The 22,792-nt window shown below is 68.5% G+C and carries 16 protein-coding genes; 6 read left to right on the top strand and 10 right to left on the bottom strand.

The annotated features are described in order from the left end of the window. The first annotated feature begins 33 nt into the window (after positions 1 to 33). The 4 genes from infB (at position 34) to typA (ending at position 6,371) form a co-directional block, all read left to right on the top strand. Positions 34 to 2,997 (top strand): translation initiation factor IF-2, encoded by a 2,964-nt coding sequence (gene infB, locus AC07OZ_RS19595; protein ID WP_495468758.1) that lies wholly within the window; start codon positions 34 to 36, stop codon positions 2,995 to 2,997. Between the two features lie 75 nt (positions 2,998 to 3,072). After that, positions 3,073 to 3,453, top strand: coding sequence for a 30S ribosome-binding factor RbfA (gene rbfA / locus AC07OZ_RS19590; RefSeq protein ID WP_377153491.1), 381 nt, complete (start codon positions 3,073 to 3,075; stop codon positions 3,451 to 3,453). Between the two features lie 49 nt (positions 3,454 to 3,502). Further along, positions 3,503 to 4,462, top strand: coding sequence for a tRNA pseudouridine(55) synthase TruB (truB, locus tag AC07OZ_RS19585; RefSeq protein ID WP_495468757.1), 960 nt, complete (start codon positions 3,503 to 3,505; stop codon positions 4,460 to 4,462). A gap of 85 nt (positions 4,463 to 4,547) precedes the next feature. Next, positions 4,548 to 6,371: a translational GTPase TypA gene (gene typA / locus AC07OZ_RS19580; RefSeq protein WP_495468756.1), complete on the top strand. Its 1,824-nt coding sequence runs from the start codon at positions 4,548 to 4,550 to the stop codon at positions 6,369 to 6,371. Between the two features lie 267 nt (positions 6,372 to 6,638). Here the strand turns inward: typA and xdp1 are convergent, their stop codons facing one another. From xdp1 to AC07OZ_RS19565, 3 genes are all read right to left on the bottom strand, one after another. After that, positions 6,639 to 7,469 carry an exosortase-dependent surface protein XDP1 gene (xdp1, locus tag AC07OZ_RS19575; protein ID WP_495468755.1) on the bottom strand — a complete coding sequence of 277 codons (831 nt, stop codon included), beginning with the start codon at positions 7,467 to 7,469 and terminating at the stop codon, positions 6,639 to 6,641. Positions 7,470 to 7,658: 189 nt separating this feature from the next. After that, the gene (gene prsT, locus AC07OZ_RS19570) at positions 7,659 to 10,490 is read right to left on the bottom strand and encodes an XrtA/PEP-CTERM system TPR-repeat protein PrsT (protein WP_495468754.1); all 2,832 of its coding nucleotides are present in this window, start codon (positions 10,488 to 10,490) and stop codon (positions 7,659 to 7,661) included. Positions 10,491 to 10,610: 120 nt separating this feature from the next. Then, positions 10,611 to 11,105 (bottom strand): YajQ family cyclic di-GMP-binding protein, encoded by a 495-nt coding sequence (locus tag AC07OZ_RS19565; protein WP_495468753.1) that lies wholly within the window; start codon positions 11,103 to 11,105, stop codon positions 10,611 to 10,613. 92 nt (positions 11,106 to 11,197) lie between these two features. Here AC07OZ_RS19565 and murB point away from each other — a divergent pair, with 92 nt between their 5' ends. Then, complete coding sequence (gene murB, locus AC07OZ_RS19560) at positions 11,198 to 12,268, top strand: UDP-N-acetylmuramate dehydrogenase (protein WP_495468752.1); 1,071 nt, start codon at positions 11,198 to 11,200, stop codon at positions 12,266 to 12,268. Here murB and AC07OZ_RS19555 read toward each other — a convergent pair whose 3' ends face one another. From AC07OZ_RS19555 to AC07OZ_RS19535, 5 genes are all read right to left on the bottom strand, one after another. Continuing rightward, a complete protein-coding gene (locus tag AC07OZ_RS19555; RefSeq protein ID WP_495468751.1) occupies positions 12,269 to 12,613 on the bottom strand; it encodes a hypothetical protein in 345 nt (114 codons plus the stop codon). A gap of 116 nt (positions 12,614 to 12,729) precedes the next feature. Continuing rightward, a complete protein-coding gene (locus AC07OZ_RS19550) occupies positions 12,730 to 13,569 on the bottom strand; it encodes an HNH endonuclease family protein (protein ID WP_495468750.1) in 840 nt (279 codons plus the stop codon). Beyond that, entirely contained in the window at positions 13,566 to 14,984 is a 1,419-nt protein-coding gene (locus AC07OZ_RS19545) for an AAA family ATPase (protein ID WP_495468749.1), read from the bottom strand. The genes AC07OZ_RS19550 and AC07OZ_RS19545 overlap by 4 nt, the downstream gene beginning before the upstream one ends. A 95-nt stretch (positions 14,985 to 15,079) precedes the next feature. After that, positions 15,080 to 16,999, bottom strand: coding sequence for an ATP-binding protein (locus AC07OZ_RS19540; RefSeq protein WP_495468748.1), 1,920 nt, complete (start codon positions 16,997 to 16,999; stop codon positions 15,080 to 15,082). Positions 17,000 to 17,001: 2 nt separating this feature from the next. Then, complete coding sequence (locus AC07OZ_RS19535) at positions 17,002 to 17,547, bottom strand: putative pterin-binding protein (RefSeq protein ID WP_495468747.1); 546 nt, start codon at positions 17,545 to 17,547, stop codon at positions 17,002 to 17,004. A gap of 241 nt (positions 17,548 to 17,788) precedes the next feature. Here AC07OZ_RS19535 and AC07OZ_RS19530 point away from each other — a divergent pair, with 241 nt between their 5' ends. After that, entirely contained in the window at positions 17,789 to 19,501 is a 1,713-nt protein-coding gene (locus AC07OZ_RS19530) for a long-chain fatty acid--CoA ligase (RefSeq protein WP_495468746.1), read from the top strand. A gap of 168 nt (positions 19,502 to 19,669) precedes the next feature. Here the strand turns inward: AC07OZ_RS19530 and AC07OZ_RS19525 are convergent, their stop codons facing one another. Next, positions 19,670 to 20,518, bottom strand: coding sequence for a DUF924 family protein (locus AC07OZ_RS19525; RefSeq protein WP_495468745.1), 849 nt, complete (start codon positions 20,516 to 20,518; stop codon positions 19,670 to 19,672). Further along, entirely contained in the window at positions 20,515 to 22,710 is a 2,196-nt protein-coding gene (locus AC07OZ_RS19520; RefSeq protein WP_495468744.1) for a prolyl oligopeptidase family serine peptidase, read from the bottom strand. Before AC07OZ_RS19520 ends, AC07OZ_RS19525 begins: the two co-directional genes overlap by 4 nt. Positions 22,711 to 22,792: the final 82 nt, after the last annotated feature.

The raw sequence follows: 22,792 nt of genomic DNA, 5'->3' as shown, positions 1-22,792 counted from the left end.
CTCCGCCCCACACAAGATTTAAGGATTTCAACAATGGCCGTGACCACCGTCGCCCAGCTGGCCGCAGAGCTCAACAGGCCTGCGACCACGTTGCTGGAGCAGCTCCAAGCTGCGGGCGTCAAGAAGGCGTCCGCCGAGGACACCTTGAACGAAAGCGACAAGGAACGTCTGCTGGATCACCTGCGCACCGCGCACGGGACCGCGGGCGCCGCCGAGCGCAAGAAGATCACGCTGACCCGCAAGTCCACCAGCGAGATCAAGCAGGCCGATGCCTCGGGCAAGGCCCGCACGATCCAGGTCGAGGTGCGCAAGAAGCGCGTCTTCGTCAAGCGCGAGGACGGTGTCGATGACGCCACCGCCGCTGCCGCCGAGGAAGCCGAACTGAAGCGCCGCGAGGAAGAAGCCCAGGCGCAAGCCGAGGCGCTGCGCCAGCAGGAAGAGGAACTCGCCCGCAAGGTGCGTGAGCGCGAGGACGCCGAGCGCGCCGCGCGTGAAGCCGAAGAGAAGCGTCGCGAGGAAGAGCGCGCCGCGCGTGAAGCGGCTGAACAGGCCGCTGCTGAAGCTGCGGCCAAGGCTGCCGCCGAAGCGGAAGCGCGCAAGATCGCCGACGCCGCCAAGTCCAAGGCCGAGAAGGCTGCGGACAAGGCCGCCGAGAAGGCTGCGGCCGCTGCCGCGCCCGCGCCGGCCCCGGTGGTCGCCGCTCCGGCGCCGGCACCGGCCCCGGTCGAACCCGCCAAGCCCGTGCTGCGCGTGGTGAAGGCCGCGGACGTCGCTGCCGACGAGAAGGCTCGCCAGGGCGAGCTCGAGCGTCGCCGCAAGGCCGCCGAAGCCGAAGCCGCCGCCATCCGCGCGATGATGAACGCACCCAAGAAGGTGCTGGTCGCGAAGAAGGAAGAGCCCAAGCCCGAGGCCACGCCGGCCGCCGGCATCAAGGGCACCATCCACAAGAAGCCGGGCGGTGCTCCTGGCGCCGCCGGCACGACGGCTGCCGCGGGCGCGAAGCCCGGCGACAAGAAGTCGGTCAAGTCCGAGAAGCTGTCGTCCAGTTGGGCCGATGACGCCAAGAAACGTGGCGTCGCCGGCAAGCCGGGTGGCGGCCGCACCGATGGTCCGGCACGTCCGGGCGGCGGTACGGGCTGGCGCGCGCCGGGCCGTGGCGGTCCGGCGGGCCGCCGTGGCGGTCGCGACGATCGCGGCGCCTCGCAGTCGAATTTCCAGGCTCCGAACGAGCCGGTGTCCCAGGAAGTGCACGTTCCCGAAACCATCTCCGTCGCCGATCTGGCGCACAAGATGTCGGTGAAGGCCTCCGAGGTCATCAAGCAGCTGATGAAGCTGGGTCAGATGGTCACCATCAACCAGCAGCTGGACCAAGAGACGGCCATGATCCTGGTCGAGGAAATGGGCCACAAGGCGTTCGCGGCCAAGCTGGACGATCCGGATGCGTTCCTGGAGGAAGAGGGCGCCGCCGCCGAAGGCCAGCACGAGCTGCTGCCCCGCGCGCCGGTCGTCACCGTCATGGGTCACGTCGACCACGGCAAGACCTCGCTGCTGGACAGCATCCGCCGCGCCCGTGTGGCCGCGGGTGAAGCCGGCGGCATCACGCAGCACATCGGCGCTTATCACGTCGACACGCCGCGCGGCATGATCACCTTCCTCGACACCCCGGGTCACGAGGCCTTCACGGCCATGCGTGCCCGTGGTGCCCAGGCGACGGACATCGTCATCCTGGTCGTGGCCGCCGATGACGGCGTGATGCCGCAGACCAAGGAAGCCATCCACCACGCGAAGGCCGCCGGTGTCCCGATCGTGGTCGCGATGAACAAGATCGACAAGCCCGATGCCAACGCCGAGCGCGTGAAGAGCGAGCTGGTGGCCGAGCAGGTCGTGCCGGAAGAGTTCGGCGGCGAGTCGCCGTTCGTCCCGGTGTCGGCCAAGACCGGCCAGGGCATCGACGCGCTGCTGGAACAGGTCCTGCTGCAGGCCGAAGTGCTGGAACTGAAGGCCGCGAAGGATTCGATGGCCAAGGGTCTGGTCATCGAAGCCAAGCTGGACAAGGGCCGCGGCCCGGTCGCGACGGTGCTGGTGCAGTCCGGCACGCTCAAGCGCGGCGACGTGGTGCTGGCCGGCTCGACCTACGGTCGTGTCCGCGCCATGCTGGACGAGGATGGCAAGGCCGCGACCGAAGCCGGCCCGTCGATCCCGGTCGAGATCCAGGGTCTGACGGAAGTGCCGCGCGCCGGTGACGAGTTCATGGTGCTGAGCGACGAACGCCGCGCCCGTGAAATCGCGACCTTCCGCGCCGGCAAGTACCGTGACGTCAAGCTGGCCCGCCAGCAGGCCTCGAAGCTGGAGAACATGTTCGCCGACATGACCGCCGGCGACGTGCAGACGCTGCCGCTGATCATCAAGGCCGACGTGCAAGGCTCGCAGGAAGCGCTGGCCTCCTCGCTGCTCAAGCTGTCGACCGACGAGGTCAAGGTGCAGATCGTGCACGCCGCGGTGGGTGCCATCAGCGAGTCCGACATCAACCTGGCGATCGCCTCCAAGGCCGTCGTGATCGGCTTCAACGTGCGTGCCGATGCCGGCGCGCGCAAGGTGGCCGAGCACAACGACGTCGACCTGCGCTACTACAACATCATCTACGACGCCGTGGATGAGGTGAAGGCGGCGATGGCCGGCATGCTGGCTCCGGAGCAGCGCGAGGAGATCATCGGTACCGCCGAGATCCGCACCGTGTTCGTGGCGACCAAGATCGGCACCATCGCCGGTTCGATGATCACCAGCGGTCACGTGACGCGCAACGCGCGCTTCCGCCTGCTGCGCGACAACGTCGTGGTCTACACCGGCGAGATCGAGTCGCTCAAGCGCCTGAAGGACGACGTCAAGGAAGTCCGCGAAGGCTTCGAGTGCGGTATCAAGCTGAAGAACTACAGCGACATCAAGGAAGGCGACCAGCTGGAAGTCTTCGAAATCAAGGAAGTGGCGCGCACGCTGTAACCCAGCCTGCCGTCGCTCCATGCCCGGCGGGTCGCACCGCCGGGCTTTGTTGTTTGAGAGAGTGAGGAAAGAGCCATGCGTCACAAGCGATCTATCCCCAACCGCGGTCTGCGCGTGGCGGACCAGATCCAGCGCGACCTGGCCGAGCTGATCCGGGACCTGAAGGACCCGCGTGTCGGCATGGTGACGATCAACGCGGTGGAGGTCACGCCCGACTACGCTCACGCGAAGGTCTACTTCTCGCTGCTGGTCGGCGATCCGGAAGCGACCGGCGCGGCGCTGAACGAGGCGGCGGGATTCCTGCGCAACGGCCTGTTCAAGCGGCTGCAGATCCACACCGTGCCGAGCCTGCATTTCCATTTCGACCGCACGATCGAGCGCGCCGCCGAGATGAGCGCGCTGATCAGCAAAGCGAACCTGTCCCGAGCCAAGGACGACGAGACCACCGAGGACTGAGGTCCTCCGAGCCAGAAAGACGGCGTCCCGAGAGGGCCGCCGCGTAGTGATGAGCGCAGTAGCCCCCCGCCCCAAGATCGTGAAGCGCGCCGTGCATGGCGTGCTGATGCTGGACAAGCCGATTGGCCTGACCAGCAATGACGCATTGCAGAAGGTCAAGCGCCTGCTGCGCGCGGAGAAGGCCGGCCATACCGGCACGCTGGATCCGCTGGCGACCGGGCTGCTGCCGTTGACCTTCGGCGCGGCGACCAAGTTCAGCCAGGTCTCGCTGGAAGCCGACAAAGGCTACCGCGCCACGCTGCGCCTGGGCATCACGACCACGACCGGCGACGGCGAGGGCGAGATCCTCGAGCAGCGCGACGAGGTCGCGAAGTCGCTGGACCTGGACGCGATCCGCGCTGCCTGCGAAGGCTTCCGCGGTGCGATCTCGCAGCTGCCGCCGATGTACTCGGCGCTGAAGCACCAGGGCCGCGCGCTGTACGAGCTCGCCCGCGAAGGCGTGACCGTCGAGCGTCAGCCGCGCAATGTGACGATTCATGCGCTCGACATCGTCGAGTGGCACCCTTCGGAGCTATTGCTGGTGATCGACGTGCGCTGCACCAAGGGCACCTACATCCGCACGCTGGGCGAGGACATCGGCGCGAAGCTCGGCTGTGGCGCTCACCTGGCCGGCCTGCGCCGGACGGCGAGCGGTCCGGTGTCGATCGAGCGGGCGGTGACGCTCGACCAGATCGAGGCGCTGGACGAAGACGCCCGCCTGTCGCTGCTGACCGCGCCGGACAGCCTGCTGGGCGAATGGCCCGAGGTCGAATTGAGCAACGACGAGGCCGGCCGCTTCCTGTCCGGCATGCGCCGGCGCGTGACGCTGACGGACATGCCGCAGGTGCGTGTCTACGGCCAGGCGCCGCGCGCCTTCCTGGGCAGCGCCCACGTGGCCGGCGGCGAACTGATCGCCGACCGTCTGCTGAGCCCGACCGAAATCGCTTCCATGCTGATGCAGGCCGCCTGAGCCCGCATCGCCAAAAAGATCCGAGACATCCCCGAGTTCCCGACTTCCTCCGAATCCAGAGAAAGCCCCTAGCGAAAGCCGCCCCATGAGCAAGCAAATCCGCAACATCGCCATCATCGCCCACGTCGACCATGGCAAGACCACCATGGTGGACCAGCTCCTTCGCCAGAGCGGCACCTTCGCCGAGCACGAGAAGGTCGTCGACACCGTGATGGACAACAACGCCATCGAACGCGAACGGGGCATCACCATCCTGGCCAAGAACTGCGCGGTCAGCTGGGAAGGCACGCACATCAACATCGTCGACACCCCGGGACACGCGGACTTCGGCGGTGAGGTCGAGCGCGCGCTGTCGATGGTCGACGGCGTGGTGCTGCTGATCGACGCGCAGGAAGGCCCGATGCCGCAGACGCGCTTCGTGACCAAGAAGGCGCTGGCGCTGGGCCTGAAGCCCATCGTCGTCGTGAACAAGGTCGACAAGCCGGGCGCCAAGCCGGACGCCGTCATCAACGCCGCGTTCGACCTGTTCGACAAGCTCGGCGCCACCGACGAACAGCTGGACTTCCCGGTCGTGTACGCGTCGGGCATCAACGGCTGGTCGTCGCTGGAAGAAGGCGCGCCGGGCGAGAAGTGGGGCGAGGACATGTCCGCCCTGTTCAACACCGTGCTGAAGCACGTGCCGGCCCAGAAGGGCGATCCGGACGCGCCGCTGCAGCTGCAGATCTCCGCGCTGGACTTCTCGACCTTCGTCGGCCGCATCGGCGTGGGCCGGATCAGCCAGGGCACGATCAAGCCGTCCATGGACGTGGTCGTCATGGAAGGTCCGGACGGCAAGTCCGTCAAGGGCCGCATCAACCAGGTGCTGACCTTCCAGGGTCTGGACCGCGTGCAGGCCACCGAAGCCGGCCCCGGCGACATCGTGCTGATCAACGGCATCGAGGAGATCGGCATCGGCGTCACCGTCACCAGCCCGAGCAACCCGGCCCCGCTGCCGATGCTCAAGGTCGACGAGCCGACGCTGACGATGAACTTCTGCGTCAACACCTCGCCGCTGGCCGGCCGTGAAGGCAAGTTCGTCACCAGCCGTCAGATCTGGGACCGCCTGCAGAAGGAACTGCAAGCCAACGTCGCGCTGCGCGTCAGCGAGACCGACGAAGACGGCATCTTCGAAGTCATGGGCCGCGGCGAACTGCACCTGACCATCCTGCTGGAAAACATGCGCCGCGAAGGCTACGAGCTGGCCGTGTCGAAGCCGCGCGTGGTGTTCCAGGACATCGACGGCGTGAAGTGCGAGCCGATCGAGCTGGTCACCGCCGACGTGGAAGAAACCCACCAGGGCGGCGTCATGCAGGCCCTGGGCGAGCGCAAGGGCGAACTCGTCAACATGGAGCCGGACGGCCGCGGCCGCGTGCGCCTCGAGTACCGCATCCCGGCCCGCGGCCTGATCGGCTTCTCGAACGAGTTCCTGAACCTGACGCGCGGCTCGGGCCTGATCTCCAACATCTTCGACGGCTACGAACCCCACAAGGGTGACATCGCCGGCCGCAAGAACGGCGTGCTGATCTCCATGGACGCGGGTGAAATCTTCACCTATGCCCTGGGCAAGCTGGACGACCGCGGCCGCATGTTCGTGAAGCCGAACGATCCGGTCTACGAAGGCATGATCGTCGGTATCCACAACCGCGACAACGACCTGATCGTCAACGCGACCCGCACCAAGCAGCTGACCAACTTCCGCGTCAGCGGCAAGGAAGACGCCATCAAGGTGACGCCGCCGATCGACCTCACGCTCGAATACGGCGTGGAGTTCATCGAGGACGACGAACTGGTCGAGATCACGCCGAAGTCGGTGCGTCTGCGTAAGCGCCATCTGTCGGAAAACGAGCGCAAGCGCGCGCTGCGGAGCTGACCTCGCCTCGCGGCGACCGCCTGGACTGCTGAGGTCCGAGCGTCGGTCGCCGAGGCATGAGGCCTTGGCCGCAAGGGCCAAAACCTCACGCCTCACCGCCCCCGACCATCACCGTCCTTCAACGGTTTTGCGACCGGGGACCCGGTGGGAATGAAAAAACGCCCGGTGCATTCGTTGCACCGGGCGTTTTCCTTTGGGCTTGCGACGGGTCTGCTTCGGCAAAAAGAAAAGCGACCCATCGGGTCGCCTTTCGCGGAGCAGGGAGGCTCAGCTTTGGGATTGCTTGCGGCGGCGCACGCCGATCAGGCCGAGCAGGGCGACGGAGGCCAGGGCCAGCGAGGCCGGTTCCGGCACGTTGCCGTTGTTGCTGCCGCCACCCGGCTTGTTGCCGGAGACGGAGAACAGCTTGATGAAGTCGTAGCCGGCGTAGCTGGTGCCGGTGCCGCGGGTCAGGCCGCTGGTCGAGCCGTCGGCGCCCGTCGGGCTGCCACCCAGCTGCGAGTTGTAGGCGGTGATGATCCACCAGCTCGAGGTGAGGCTGGTGCTCAGGTTGACCGTCGAGTTGGCGTTGTTGCCCACGTCGGCGTAGCTGTTGACCAGCGACCAGCCGTTGGCCGACTTCAGCGTCGAGGCTGTCTTGCCGTTGATCGTGCTGGCGACGTCGCCGGAGGTGGAGCCGGTGTAGGCCAGCACGGTGATGTCGCTGTCGTACTGCCACCAGCCGAGCTTGACCTGGGTCAGGTTCACGGCCGTGTCGAACTTCAGCAGGATCAGGTCCTGGTAGCCGTAGTTGTCCAGCGCATGGTTGGGCGACTGGGAATCACCGCCCGGTGCCGTGACACCGAAACCGCTGCCGCTGTAGTACGCCAGCGTGCTCTGCGCGAAGCCACCGGTGCTCGAATACGCGCCGCCGGAGGTGGTGTTGATCGCCGCCGAGTAGGCCGAGTAGCTGACGTTGGGCGCCGCGTCGCCGGTCTCGCTGCAGTTGCTGACGCAGTTGCCCGCGGTCCAGGTGGAAAGCGCATGCGCGCTGAACGGCAGCAGCGACGCCAGCGCCACGGCAGCCATTCCGATCAGTCGTTGTTGAACTTTTTGCATGGTTTCCCCTCGGTGCCCCGACGTGATCGGAGTGTCAGATTCGCTCGACCTTCATTTAGCAAGGCCCGGGCCAACGTCTTGAATCCCTTGCGGCACAAGCACTTGCCGTTGCCTGTGTCCGCCTCTGGAACAGGACTGTAAGTTCTTCCGACAAGCGCTGGAACCCCTCACCAGAGGGGCTTTCCACCCTCAGCGCAGCGTCTGGCTCAGGGCCTGCGCCTCCTTGTGACTTTCGAACGCGGTATTGCGCAACGCGGCATCCAGTTCCTCGCGTGCCTCGGCTTTGCGCCCGGCCTTGGCCAGCGCCGCCGCCAGGTGATAGCGGATGTCCGGGCTGTTGGGTTCTCGCAGGCGGGCATCCCGGAGCAGTTGCAACGCGCGGTCGCCGTTGCCCGACAGGTGGTAGGCCCAGCCGGCCGTGTCGATGACGGCGGGGTTGCGCGGGTCCAGCGCCAGGGCCTTCTCGGCGACCGCCACCGCGGCGGCGGCCTCGCCCTGACGGATCATCGTGCTCGCCAGGTTGTTCAGCGCCTCGACGTCGTTGGGCCGGAGCTTCAGCGCCGCGTCATAGCTGCGCCGGGCCGCGGGGAACGCGCCGGCGCGCGCCTGGGCGTCGCCCAGCGCCTTCCACGCCGCCAGATCGGAGGGATGCGTCTTCAGCCAGCGATCCGCGAGGTCCTGTGCCGCCTTGCCGCCCGCGTCCTGGCGGCTCAGGGCCCGCATCAGCGCCAGGAGGCTGCCGCTGGTGGGCTGGACCTCATGGGCCTTGCGCAGCGATTCCAGCGCCTGGGCGGGCTGTTTGCGGGCCTGCGACACATCCGCGAGCAGCGAGTAGCCCAAGGCCTGTTGCGGCCGGAGCTGGATCACCTGCTTCGCCTGCTTCTCGGCCAGCGCCAGGTTGCCCTGCTGCATGGCGACGGTCGAGGACAACGCCAGCGCGCCGACATGCTGCGGCGCGGTCTGCAGCGCCTTGTCCAGGCTGTAGGCGGCGCCGGCCAGATCGCGCGCGTCCAGTTGAAGGCCCGCGATCTGCGCGAGCGGATCCGCGCCGAACCCCGACCGCCGCGCCGCGTTGGTCAGCGTCGCCGTGGCGCCCTTGACGTCGCGGTTCGCGAGCTGCGCCCGGGCGTAGGTGATGAGCGTCTGCGGATCGTCCGGTGCCTTGCCGAGCAGCTTGCGGGCGGCTTCCAGCGCCGGCGCGGGCTGCTCCTGCCTCAGCAGCCAGGCGACCAGCGCCTGATCGGCCCGCGTGTTGCGCGAGGTGCTCACGTCGGTGGCCTTGGACAGCCAGCGCTGGACCTCGGCCGTCTGGCCGCGAGCCTCGCTCAGCAAGGCCATTTCGTAGAGCGCGTCGGCGTTCTTCTCGTCCGCCTTCAACAGGGCCGTCAGCCGTGTCTGGGCGGCGTCGAACTGACGCTCGGTGATGTCGACGCGCGCCAGCCCGAGCTGCGCCTCGACCAGGCTGGGGTCGAGCTGGCTGGCCTTCTGATAGGCCTCGCGTGCGCCGGCCGCGTTGTTGGCCGACCGGCGCGCCACGCCGAGCTGGATCCACGCGGTCGGGTTGTTCGGGTCCTGCTTGACCAGCTTGTCCGCGATGCCGACGGCCTTGGCCGTCTGCCCGCCGCGCAGGTAGAGCGAGACCAGTGCCATGCCCGCATAGACCTGGCGCGGGTCGCGCTGGAAGGCTTTCTCCAGCTCGCCGACCGCGTCGCCGGACTGGCCGCCGCGCAGCAGCGACAGGCCGAGCGCGGTGCGGAACTCCGGCGCGTCCCGGGTCTTCAGCGCCTCCTGCATCAGCGTGGCGGCGCGCGCGTGGCGGCCCTGCGCCATCTGCAGCGTGGCCATCATCACCAGCGCCTGGCCGTCGCCGGGGTAGGCCTTCAGATAAGCGTCCAGCACCTCGGCGGCGCGGTCGAGGTTGGGCTCCGCCACGTAGACCTGCGCGAGCAGCTTGGACAGCGGGCTGTTGGGCGTCTGGCGCTGGGCGTATTCGAGGTAGGGCTTGGCCTTCTCCATCTCGCCCAGGCCGTAGTGGGCCAGGCCGTTCAGCATCAGCGCCTGGGGGCGGAAGCGGATGAACTCGATGGGCACCGGGTCCAGCTCGGCGGTGACCGCCTTCAGCGCGGCCTTGGCCGCGGCGCCGTCGTTGCGGCGTTCGGCGAGCACCGCGCTCAGGTAGAGGCCGCGGGGCTCGTTGGGCGCGAGCTTCAATGCGGACTGGATCTGCGCCAGCGCGTCGGCGTCGCGGTTCAGGTCGATCAGCAGGCCGCCGCGCGCCAGTTGTGCTTCCAGGTGGCGCGGATCGGCCGCGATCGCGCGCTCGTAGCCTTTCAGCGCTTCCTCGAGCTTGCCCTGCACGTGCGGCACGGTGGCGCGCTGGTAGAGCGCCTCCCCGTTGCCCGGCGCCAGCCGCAGCGCCTGTTCGGCGGCGGCGGTGGCCTGGTCGAACTGGCGGGCGCGCAGGCGCAGCGGCACCTCGGCCAGCCAGGTGTCGGCGTTGTCGGGAGGGATGGCGCGCGCCAGCTCGATCTGGGCCTGCGCCCGCGCCGGATCGCCGAGGTCCGAGGCCGCCGCCGCGCGCACCAGCAGCAGCGGCTTGCGGATGTTGTCGGGCAGACCGTCCGGCACCAGCGCCGGCAGCTTGAACACTTCAGCCTGCTTGCCCTGCGCGACCAGCGCCTGCGCCAGCGGCACGGCCACTTCGGCGCGGTTGATGCCCTGGGACAAGGCTTCGTTGAACTCGATCTCGGCGGCCGCGGCTTCGCTGCGCATCAGCAGCGCCTTGCCCAGCAGCACGTGCACCGTCAGCATCCGCGCGTCCTGCTGCAGCGCGTTCTTGAGCTGGATGACGGCGCCGTCGATGTCCTGGCGTTCGAAGCGCTTGAGCGCGTCCTCGTAGTAGCGAGCCGCCTTGACGCTGTCCGCGTGCGCGGCCGACGCGCCCATCGCCAGCAGCGCCGTCAACGCCGTCAACGCCGCGGCGGCGGGACGTCGCCAGCCGGACTTGCGAAGTGTGCTCATCTCGTCCCCCCGGGAATGTTGTTCTGATGCGCGGCGGAGGCCGTCGCGGCGCGCAGGCGGGCAGGGCGTCCGCATGGCGGGCGGGATCGGCGTCGCATCGACGCCGGTCCGCGCCGAGGATCACTTGCGGTAGTTGTCGAAGCTCAGCGGCAGATCGGGCAGCGCCTTGCGCAGCGCGGCCTGCGCGCCCTGCAGGTCGTCCAGCGACTTGCCGGTGATGCGCACGATGTCGCCTTCGATCTGTGCCTGGACCTTGAGCTTGCTTTCCTTGATCGCGGCGACGACCTTCTTGGCCTCGGCGGCCTCCAGGCCGTTCTTGATCTTGTAGACCTGCTTGACGCGGTCGCCGCCGAGCTTCTCGATCTTGTCCTGCTTGTCGACGAAGCCGAGCACCACGCCCTGCTTGGTCAGCTTCGAATAGAGCACGGCCTCGATCTGCTCGAGCTGGAACTCGGCGTCGCCGGTGGCGTGGACTTCCTTTTCCTTGTCCTTCCACTCGATGGCGGCGCTGGTGCCCTTGAAGTCGAAGCGGGTCGCGATTTCCTTGGCGCTGGCGTCCACGCTGTTGCGGACCTTCACCATGTCGGGTTCGAGGACGGTGTCAAAGCTGGGCATGTGTGTACGACTCTTTCAGAGGGGGAGGGCGGCGACCGATCGTCGGGGCCGTGCTCCGGGGATCTTCAGGGATATGGGCGAGAATTCTAGCCATGCAGTCTCCCGCCATCCCCCCCTCGACCGAGCGCCGCGAGGGCGTCGTCATCGAGAACGACGTCAACCTCAAGCCCTACAACACTTTCGGCCTGCCCGCGACGGCACGCCGGCTGGTGCGCATCCGCGAGGAACTGGATGTGCGCCGTGTCGTCGATCACCCCGAACTGGGCCGCGCGCCGAAGTTCGTCCTGGGCGGCGGGTCGAACCTGGTGCTGACGCGGGATGTCGACGCGGTCGTGCTGAAGATGGAGATCATGGGCCTGGCCGTCGAGGAGCGCGAGGACTGCTGGATCGTCGAGGCCGGCGCCGGCGTGCCCTGGCACGAGGCGGTGGCGTGGTCCCTGGCGCAGGGCGTGCCGGGGCTGGAGAACATGGCGCTGATCCCCGGCACCGTCGGGGCTGCACCGGTGCAGAACATCGGCGCCTACGGCGTCGAGCTGAAGGACCGGCTGGAGAACGTGGACGTCGTCGACCTGACGACGGGCCGCCGCGTGACGCTGCCCGCCGCCGTGTGCCGCTTCGGCTATCGCGACAGCGTGTTCAAGCAGACCGGCTACGGCGGCCTGGCGGGCAAGAGCGTGATCACCAAGGTGCGCCTGCGCTGTCCCAAACCCTGGCAGCCGCAGTTGGGGTACTTGGACATCGAACGCAAGATGGCCGAGACCGGCATCGCCGCGCCCGATGCACGCCAGGTGTTCGACTGGATCTGCGAGATCCGCCGCGCCAAGCTGCCGGATCCGGCGCGCATCGGCAACGCGGGCAGCTTCTTCAAGAACCCGGTGGTCAGCGCGGAGCAATGCCGCGACATCATCGCGCGCGACCCGCACATCGTGCACTACCCGATGGCCGACGGCAGCTTCAAGCTGGCCGCGGGCTGGCTGATCGATGCCTGCGGCTGGAAGGGCAAGAGCGTCGGCGGCGCGGCGGTCTACGAGAAGCAGGCGCTGGTGCTGGTGAACCGCGGCGAGGCCCGCGGCGCCGAGGTCGTCACGCTGGCGCGCGCGATCCAGGAAAGCGTCTACGGCCGCTTCGGCATCCGGCTGGAACCGGAGCCGGTGGTCGTCTGATCAGATCCAGTGGAAGCCTTTGGCCATGACGGCGACGAGGCTGAGCGCAACGGTGATGAGGGCGCCGAACAGCAACCGGAAGTCGTGGGTGCGGATCGCCGTGATGTCGGCGCGCATCTCCTTTCGGAACTCGCGAAACTCACTCTTCAATTCACTGAATTCGCTCTTCAATCCATGCACGTTGGTCTCCAGGACCGCCACCCTGACGGCAAGGCCCCGATCGTGGGTCGATGCCGACGCGCGGTCAATGGCTTCGACAGGTGGGGAAGGATGATGTATCGACGTCATGCGAGGCTCTCCGGCAACGCCTGACCCCATGAGTTCATTCGACATGAGGCTGCTCATTGGGTGGCTCCTGGTGGGACGAAAGGAATGCGTCCAATGTCGGATGAATCGGCGCTGACCGCCAGTCGGAAAGCCGCCCTCCGAAGAGCGGTTGAAGGGGGCCAACCTTTGGGGGATCAGGGGAGCAATTCCCAGGCGCGCAGGAAATGCCGCGTCATCCCAGCGAACGGCTGATTGCCATCGGCACGGCGGCGGATGCCGGCGAGGACCTTCGCTGCATTCGGCGAAGCCGGGTCCATCTCCTGGAACGCGAGCGCGAGCGTGCGCAGCAGGTCGTAGTGATTCCAGCGCAGCCGCAGCAGTTCCGTGCGATTGAGCCCGAGCACTTCCTCGGCTGCTTTCGCCGCGGCCTTCGCTTTCGCTGAACGGCCACGCGCGATGAGCCAGACCTCTTGTGTCTCCTCGATCGCGTTCCACGACAGGAGCTTCTCCGGATCGATGAGGTAGGGATCGGGCAGGTGCGGCTGCTCGCCTGCGAAGAAGCGCTTCAGGGACACGTCCGTGGCGCTTGCCGGATCGAGGCAGAAGGTCGCAGCAAGCGTCGCCGCCTTGGCGGCGTCGGTCGGCTGTGCGGCCGGCATGCGCGGCGGCTTCAGCCGCGCGCCGGTGACCGGGAAGGTGTTGCCCTTGTAGACCTGGTTGCAGACCTGACAGCTGAAGGTGTAGTTGTCGACGCAATACGCGAGCCACCAGTACAGGTCCTTGGGACGGAAATGCTCGACATCGCCATGCGCGACGACGGCCGTGTCGGCCTCGCAGTACGCGCACTTGCCAGCCGAGTCGAGCTTGAGCGCAGCCTTGGCGGTCGACCAGATCTGGCGCGCCTTGGGCTTGAAGTCGACTTTGCCACCGTCCTCGTAGAAGTAGCCTTCGAGCTTGAGCAGCCGTTGCTGCAGCTTCGCGCCGGTGAACGCGCCCAGAGCCGCAGCGTCGCGGCCGCGTCGCAGGCGGATCACTTCGAGCGCTCCACCCGCTTCACCGCCGCCCTCAGCTTGGTCGGCGACAGCGCCGGTGCTGGCGCGGCCTTCTTCTTCGCCGCGGCCTTTCCGGTCGCGGCCTTCGTCGCGGGCGCGGACTTCGCCGTCTGCTTCGCGATCGTCGCCTTGAGTTCCTTCAGCAGCGCCGACTGCTGGCGCGCGTAGTCGGGCACCGCATCCCATTCGGGTGCGACGCGCAGCACCTCGGCGCTGCGCTGCAACTGCGTGCGCTCGCGCGAGGTCAGCGCCTTGCCTTGCGTCTTCGTCTTCGTGTGCAGCTTGCGTGCCGTGTTGCGCGCGGATTCCACCGCCACCGAGTCCATCGACTCCAGCCCGAACATCGGACTCATCAGCAACTGGTGCAGCATCATGAGCCGCGGCTCGCCGACGAAGGGCACCAGCGTCGGCTGCTGCTTCGGGCCTTCGCGGCGGATGACGAAGAGCTCGCCTTCGCCGCTCTGCTGCGCGGTCAGCGCGGAGTGCGTCGTCGCGATGAACTGGAAGTGGGGCAGCAGGGTCGACAGGAAGTCCACCAGTTGCCGTCGCCAGACCGGGTGCAGATGCAGATCGAGTTCGTCGATCAGCAGCACGCCGCGCGTGGCCAGCGGATCCTTGCGATCAGGGAAGGCTTCGGTGATGCGGAAGAGCAGGTCTCCGCACCACGCCGCCATGTTCTGGTAGCCGTCGGATAACTGGTTCAAGGGCACCTCGCCGTCGACCGTCTTGAACATCAACTGGCCCGATTCCTTGTCGATGCGCGAGAAGTTCATGCCTCGCATCAACTGGTTGAGCGCCGCGCGGATCGGCGCCAGCGCGGCATCGCCGCGCCGGTAGTCGAGGTCCATCGCCCAGCGCTGCAGCGACACCAGCGACGCGTCCGGCGAGAACATCGACGCCAGCGCGCGGGCCCGCGATGAACGCGCTGAATCGTCCAGCGGTCCGCTCGCCCGTTTGCCGCTCTCGGGCGGGCGGCGCGAGACGCCATAACCCAGCACGAAGTAGTTGCGGTCCGCATGTCGGATCGCCGCGTCGAGCGCCTCCAGGGTCTGGGCGTTGCGCTCGAAGATCTCACGCAGGCCGTCGCCGCGATGCAGCTCCAGCGCGATCTCGCGCCGTTCGCCCTTCGCCGTCACGAGCGTGCCGGTGATGCGGCACTGCCGCGCGCCGTTGCGGATCCACGAGTCCGTGTCGCCGAGCAGCTCCGGCAAGGCCTCGCTGCCGGCCAGCAGCAGGCCGATCGCGCGCAGCACGGTGCTCTTGCCGCAGCCGTTCTCGCCGAGCAGCAGCGTCCAGCGCCGGTTCGTGCCGGCCGGCGCATCCGGACCGGCGCCGAAGTCGATCGCCAGCGACGCCATCGAGCGCACGTTGGTCAGCGCGATCCGGGACAGGTACATGGGCGGGACTCTCCGTGGTGGAGAGGGACTATAAGAGACCGCAGGCGTCCTTCAACGAAGACGGACGGCGACACCGTCGTCGATGTCGGGCCGCTTCAGGCCGCTTCAGGCCGCGCCGGCGACGAGGACGCCAGCGACTGCAGGCACACCCGCAGCGTCTCCAGCTCCACCGGCTTGGCCAGGAAGGCGCTGATGCCGGCCTCGTCGGCCTTCTGGCGCGATTCCTCGAACGCGTCCGCCGAGAACGCGATGATCGGCAGCCGGCCGCGCGGCGCCGGCAGTTCGCGCATCAACCGTGTCGCCTCGAAACCGTCCATCTGCGGCGTGTGCAGGTCCATCAGCACGATGTCGAAGGGCTGCTGGCGCAGCGCGTGCAGCGCCTGCAGGCCGTTCTCGCACAGCGTCGGATGATGGCCGAGCCGCTCCAGCATCGCCTCGATGACGATGCGGTTGGTCGGGTTGTCCTCGCTGACCAGCACGCGCAGGCCCGTCACCGGTGCGGCAGCCGGGGCCTGTGCGGTGTGGGATCCGAGAGCGGCATTCGAGGCCTCGGCAACACCTGGCACCGGCACCATGCGTCCCGGCGGCAGATCCGCGCCGGCGCGCAGCGGCAGCGCGAGCGTGAAGCGCGCCCCCTGGCCCACCGCGCTCTGCACATGGATGTCGCCGCCCATCGCGCGCGCCAGCCGCCGCGAGATCTCCAGCCCCAGCCCCGCGCCGCCGTGGCGCCGCGAGGTGCTCGCGTCGCCCTGGCTGAAGCGCTGGAACAGCCGCGCCTGCGTCTCCGCGTCGATGCCGGGACCCGTGTCGCTGACCTCGACCATCAGCAGGTCCTCGCCCAGCGCGCCCACGCCGCGCCGCATCTGGCAGCCGACATGGCCGCGGTCGCAGAACTTGAGCGCGTTGCTGAGCAGGTTCAGCAGGATCTGGCGCAGCCGCGTCGGATCGGCGAGCACCCAGCCGGGCACGTCGTCATCGACGCCGAAATGCAGCGACAGACGCTTCGCCGCGGCCTGGGGCCGGCTCAGCGCCTCGAGCTCTTTCATCAGCGCGCCCGGCTGCAGCGGCTCCGGCGCGATCGACAGGCCGCCGGCCTCCATGCGCGTCACGTCCAGGATGTCGCCCAGCACCGCCAGCAGATGACGCGCGCAGTCGTTCGCGGCTTTCAACTGATCCTGCTGCGCGGTCGTCAGCGGCGCTTCCTTGATCAGGCCCAGCATGCCCAGGAGCCCCTGCAGCGGCGTGCGGAGCTCGTGGCTCATGTTGGCGAGGAAGACCGTCTTGGCGCGGTTGGCCGCGTCGGCCTCGCGCTGTGCGTCGATGAGCCGCGCGGCCAGCGCCTTCTGCTTGTCGCCGTAGCGCTCCAGGCCGCGGAACTGCCGGTAGATGACGGCCGCGAACAGCAGCGTCATCGCCGACAGCGCCGCCGTCAGCCCCAGGCTCACGCGGCTCTGGCTGCGCACGATCTCGTTGCGCGTGGTGACGTCCTCGGCGACATGATGGGTCGAGGTCAGCGAGAGGTCGCGGATCGGATCGGCCAGCGGCTCGAGCCGGTCGATGATCTCGGCGATCCGCTCCGGATGCTCGCGGATCAGTTCGCCGTTCAGCGGCAGCGCGTCGGCCCAGCGCACGAAGTCCTGCGTGCGCGTGAGCGTGCGCTGGTAGTCCGGGTGATGCGCCAGGACGAGCGCGGCATGTTCGCTTTCCACCAGGTTCAGGCGGCTGACGAAGATCTCGTAGCGTTGCGCGACCTGGTCGGGATCGACCGCCACGCTCGGTCCGGCGGCCTGCTCGAGCGCCAGGCGCAGCTTGAGGTACTCGGTCTCGAACTGGAACAGGCTCCAGACGAGGTAGTCGTCCTGGTAGCGCCGCGTGCCGTTGAGCGCCTGGTACTGGCGCGCCTGCAGCCACGCGACGCCCGCGAGCGCCAGCACCAGCAGCAGGCCCATCGCGGAGACGGCGATGCGCCAACGGCGCTGCTTGGCCGAAACGATCCGGGCGGCGTCGCGCGACATGCTCAGCGCAGCTCCAGATGGGTGAGCTGCCACGCCGAGCGCCCGTAGAAGATGCTGTTGCGCAGTTCGGGCGCGCGGTCGAAGGGATAGATCAGGAACAGCGGGCCCTTGTCGCGGACCGCCATCGGCTTGTCGTCGATCAGCCGCGCGACGATGACGTCGTAGCGCGCGCTGTCGTCGATGGGGATGCTGACGCGGTAGTCGTTGAGCGCGCGTGCCTCGATCGTGCGGCCCTGCGCACCGGCGGCGGCGAGCACGTCGCGCAGCAGCGGGCCGGTGAACTTGCGCGGGCCCGGGTACCAGGGGGTCTGCGTGCTGAAACTGACCTGCGGCAGCTTCTCCAGCATCGCCATGTCGAAGGCCGCACGGCCGTCGCGATTGGCGTTGCGCAACGCGCCGCCGACGGTCAGGACGACCGGGCCGGCGGGCAGGTCCAGCGGCAGCTCGGCGGGGATCGCCCACGCCGTCGACGTGGCGGTGGATCCCAGGACACAGGTCAGCAGCCCCAGCAGGGCGGAACGGCGCACGATCAGCATGGACGGAGACACGGCCCGCTTCGCATCGGCGCGTCCGGGGCGGAGGCGGGGCGGCAGGGGCATTGGTGAAAGCCCGCATGCTACGCGTGGGGCCCAGGCGGAGCATCTACGGGACCACCCCAATGGCGGGGACCAGTCGGGTTTCCGCCACACCACCCAGCGCCCGGCTTGACCCGGACCTTGTCGCTGCCGTGACAAGGGGGGCGGCAAGACCGACTGAAGATCGGCCCAAACAAAGACAGGAGACAGATCGATGACGCGCGTGGTCACCCCCCGTCCCGAGAATGCCGACGTGCAGTACAGCCACTGGCCGGCCCGGTTGCCGCGGCGGCTGGCGATTCCGCGGACCTCGCTGTGGTTCAACCTGGAGGTCGCCGCGAATCGCTATCCGGACAAGGCCGCGACGCAGTTCCTCGGCGCCACGCTCAGCTTCCGCGAGATGCGCCGTCAGGCCGAGGCGCTCGCCGGCTGGCTGCGGGCGCAGGGGGTGGGCAAGGGCGACCGCGTCGCGCTGTTCCTGCAGAACTGTCCGCAGTACCTGATCGCGTTCTATGCGATCAACCGCGCCGACGCGGTGGTGGTGCCGGTGAACCCGATGAACCGCGAGGACGAGTTCGGCCATTACCTGACCGACCCCGAGACCAAGGTCGTGATCTGCAGCGGCGAGCTTGCCGGCATCGTCGCGAAGGCGGCTGAGAAGCTGCCGGCGTCGCAGCGCCCGCGCGCCGTGCTGGTGACGCAGTACTGGCAGATGCTGCCGCCCGCGGGCCCCGATTCCGCCTGCGATGCGCCCGAGGCGATGCGCAACTGGCTGACCGCCGTGCACGAGCTGCCGCCAGGCGCGACGGACTGGCGTGAGGCGATCGCCGCGGGACTCGTGCCCGGTCCGCACACGGCGGGGCCGGACGACCTCGCGATGCTGCCCTACACCTCGGGCACGACCGGACTGCCGAAGGGCTGCGTGCACACCAACGCGACGCTGATGTCCAACAGCTGCGGCGGCTGCCAGTGGGGCTACGCCAGCGCGGAATCGGTGGGGCTGGCCGTGGTGCCGATGTTCCACATCACCGGCACGCTCTATGGCGTGCTGGGGCCGGTGTTCATCGGGATGACGCTGGTGATCATGCCGCGCTGGGACCGCGAGCTCTGCGGGCGGCTGATCTCCCGCTACCAGGTCACGCACTGGACCTGCATCCCGACGATGATCATCGACCTCTTCGCGAGCCCGAACTACAAGTCCTTCGACCTGCACAGCCTGCGCTACCTGAGCGGCGGCGGCGCGGCGATGCCCAAGGCAGTGGCGGAGCGGCTGCAGGCGGAGTTCGGTCTGACCTTCGCGGAAGGCTATGGCCTGACCGAGACCGCCGCGCCCAGCCACGGCAATCCGCCCGAGCGCGCCAAGCTGCAGTGCCTGGGCATCCCGATCTTCGGCGTCGATTCACGCGTGGTCGATCCGACGACGCTCGAGGAAATGCCGGTCGGCGAAGTGGGCGAAATCATCACCCATGGCCCGATGGTGTTCCAGGGCTACTGGCGGCAACCGGAAGCCACCGACGCGGCCTTCGTCGAGCTCGACGGCAAGCGCTTCTTCCGCACCGGCGACCTCGGGCGCATGGACGAGGAGGGCTACTTCTTCATCACCGACCGGCTCAAGCGGATGATCAACGCGAGCGGCTACAAGGTCTGGCCGTCGGAAGTGGAAATGCTGCTGTACCGCCACCCGGCCGTGCAGGAGGCCTGCATCATCGCGGCCAAGGACGCGTACCGCGGCGAGACGGTGAAGGCGGTCGTCGTGCTCCGTGCTGAAGCCAAGGGCAAGACGACCGACAAGGACATCATCGACTGGGCCCATGAACACATGGCAGCGTACAAGGCGCCGCGCATCGTCGAGTTCGTCGACACCTTGCCCAAGTCGGGATCGGGCAAGGTCATGTGGCGGCTGCTGCAGGAGAAGGAAACGCAGTAGAGGACTCCGCCGACCGCCCTCGGGCAGGGCCGGGGCAGGCGACGGCGTCGTGCCTGGGGCGCTCAACTCCCTTCGCTCACCTCCGGTTCGCTGCGGTCAGACAGAACGCGCCTGGTCAGTTCTTGACGGCACGACTTCGTCGCCTGCCCCGGCCCTGCCCGAGGGCGGTCAGAAGCGCGAACCGGGCTGCTTCAGGAATTCCTGTTCCTCGGCAGTGCTCGGGCGGCCCAGGATCTCGTTGCGATGCGGGAATCGGCCGAAACGGACGATGACGTCGCGATGCTTGTACGCGTAGTCGAGTGCGTCCTTCAGGCGTTCGTCCTCGGCGGCCAGCGCCTCGAAGGTCGCGACGCTGCGGTCCTGCATCGCGAGGTCTTCGGCGTGCTCCAGGGGCATCGCGACGAACCAGCGCTCCAGCGTGCCGAGGTCCTGCGCGCGCGGCAGCAGCGCCAGTGACGCCTCCAGTGCCAGCGTGTCGCCGGCGAAGGACGTCGGCGTGTCGCGGTGGACGTTGCGCGTGAACTGGTCCAGCACCAGGATCCGCGCCAGCGCGCCCCAGGCGGTGGAGTCCCACTCGCGCAGACCACCGTGCAGCGCCTGGTCGATGACGGGCCCGAAGCGCTCGCGCAGCGCCGCGTCGAAGGCGGCATCCTTCTTGAACCACTTCATCTGGATCTGGCCGTCCTGCGCGCTGCCGGGCAGGCCGAACCACTCGTTGAGCACGCGCTGCGCCGGCGCCGGCGTCAGCAGCCGTTGCCAGCGCGGGTGTCGCAGCAGCCAGTGCCGCACGTAGCTGCAGCCGGGCACCAGTTGCAGCGGGAACTCCGCCAGCCAGCGGGCCGCGGCCTCCACCAGCTGCGAGGCCACGCCTTGCCCGGTCAACTGCGCCGGCACGCCGGTGTGCGTGATGATCAGTTGCTCGCCGTGACGCTCATAGTCGAGCCGGCATTGCAGCCCCGGTTGCGGCTGCGCAAGGAAGCATCTCGCGTCAGGAAGATGCTGGATGACCAGATTCAAGATGCGTCTCCACGAGAGGCCTCCCTGCCGAGTTGACGCCACAAGTAGGCGAACTCGAGGGCTTGCAACAGCGCCCGCTGCTGGTTGTCCGCAGCGCCGCCATGGCCGCCCTCGATGTTTTCGTAATAGAAACACGCTTGCCCCAACGCAAGCATGCGAGCCGCCATTTTCCTCGCATGGCCGGGATGCACACGGTCGTCGCGCGTCGAGGTGGCGAACAGCGCCCTCGGATACGTCACGCCCGGCTTGAGCTGCTGGTACGGGCTGTACGCGGCGATATGCGCCCAGTCGTCGGCGTCGTCCGGATCGCCGTACTCGGCCATCCAGGAGGCGCCCGCCAGCAGCAGGTGATAGCGCTTCATGTCGAGCAGCGGCACCTGGCACACGACCGCGCCGAACAGCTCCGGCCGCTGCACCATGCAGGCGCCGACCAGCAGCCCGCCGTTGCTGCCGCCCATGATGCCCAGCCGTCCGGGCCGCGTCAGGCCGTGGGCGATCAGGTCCTCGGCCACGGCGATGAAGTCGTCGAAGCTGCGCTGCTTGTGTTCGAGCGTCGCCGCCTGATGCCAGCGCGGGCCGTACTCGCCGCCGCCGCGGATGTTGGCGACGACCAGCTGCCCGCCGCGCGCCAGCCACGCGCGGCCGTTGCCGCCCGAGTACCACGGCTGCAGCGAGACTTCGAAGCCGCCGTAGCCGTAGAGCAGCGTCGGCGTCTCCTTCTGCGCCTGCGGGGTGCGGCCGCGTTTGCCGATGACGAAGTAGGGCACGGTCTCGCCGTCGGCGCTGGTGGCGAAGCGCTGTTCCACCGTCATGCCGTGGGCATCGAACTGCGCGCCGCGCTGCTTCAGCGTCTCGCGCGCGTCGGTGCCGGCCTGCGCCAGGCACACGACGTCCGGCGTCAGGAAATCGCAGTAGTGCAGCAGGTAGGCGTCGCCCAGCGTGTCCTCGAGCAGCTCCGGGTCGTGCAGGCTCTGCACGCTCAGCGTGCCGGGGAAGGGCGCCTTGACCTGGCGCAGCGTCGGCGGCCGGTGCGACAGGTCCCATTCCTCGAGCCGGCTCGCCACGTGCTCGCTGACGTTGATCAGCAGGTGGTGGCGTGTCAGCGTGTAGTCCTCGAGCGAGCGTCCCGCCGTCGGCGAGAACATCACCCGGATGTGCTTGTCGTGGCGCTCGTTCTTCCAGAACGAGGCCTCCTCCATCAGCAGCAGCGAGCCCGACGGGTAGGTCGGCCCGTGCGGGATGGCCCAGTCGGTGCGCGGACGCAGCAGCATCCACGGACCTTCCAGGTGGACGCTCATGTCGCTGGGCAGGTCGATGGGGACGAAGGCGCCGTCCTTCCAGAGGAAGCGCGACTCGTTGTAGAAGTCCAGCGCACGGCTGAAGACGACACGCTCGTAGCCCGGCGTTCGGTCGACCGAGGCGGAGACGGACACGTCCGCCTTCTCGCCCTCGAAGATCACCGGTGCCGCGTCCAGCGGCGTGCCGCGCGCCCACCGCCGGACCTGCCGCGGGTATCCCGACTCGGTCAGCGAGTCCGGCCCGAAATCGCTGCCCACCAGCAGCGTGTCGGCGTCCAGCCACTCGACGTCGCTCTTGGCCTCGGGCACGAAGAAGCCGCCGTCGGCCGGGGCGATGAAGCGCAGCGTCTCCAGGTCGAACTCGCGCAGTTCGTGCGCGTCGGCGCCGCCGTCGGACAGCGACACCAGGCAGCGCCGGTACTCGGGCGCCAGCGCCGTCGCGCCGTGGAAGACCCAGCTGCGGCCCTCGTCGCGGCCCAGCGCATCCAGGTCCAGCACCAGCCGCCACGGCGGCTCGGCGAGCTGGTATTCCTCCAGCGTGCAGCGCCGCCACAGGCCGCGCGGATGGGCCTCGTCCTGCCACAGGTTGTAGAACCAGTCGCCGCGCCGCGCGACGTGCGGAATGCGATCGCGGGCATTGAGGATCTGCAGCAGTTCCTCGCGCACCGGCTCGAACTCGGGCTCGGCCTTCAGCGCGGCAAGGGTGGTCTCGTTGCGCTCGCGCACCCATTGCAGCGCGCGTTCGCCCTCATCGCCCTCGAGCGCTTCGAGCCACAGGAACGGATCGTCCCCGGCCGCCGAGCTCGCGGAGCCTGAAGAGGCCACGGAACTGGCCGCGACGGCGGCGGAGGAAGCGTTGGGTTCGTTGGAAGCGGACGGCACGGATTGCGGCACAACGGACTCCTGATCGATGTCTTGCTCCCTCTCCCGCTGGCGGGAGAGGGTGGGGGTGAGGGCTGGGGTCTCCGCACCTCAC

Source organism: Roseateles sp. GW821-FHT09G03, assembly GCF_059416045.1.
The sequence above is the reverse complement of the archived record's forward strand: the minus strand, read 5'-3'. Positions and strand labels throughout refer to the sequence as shown.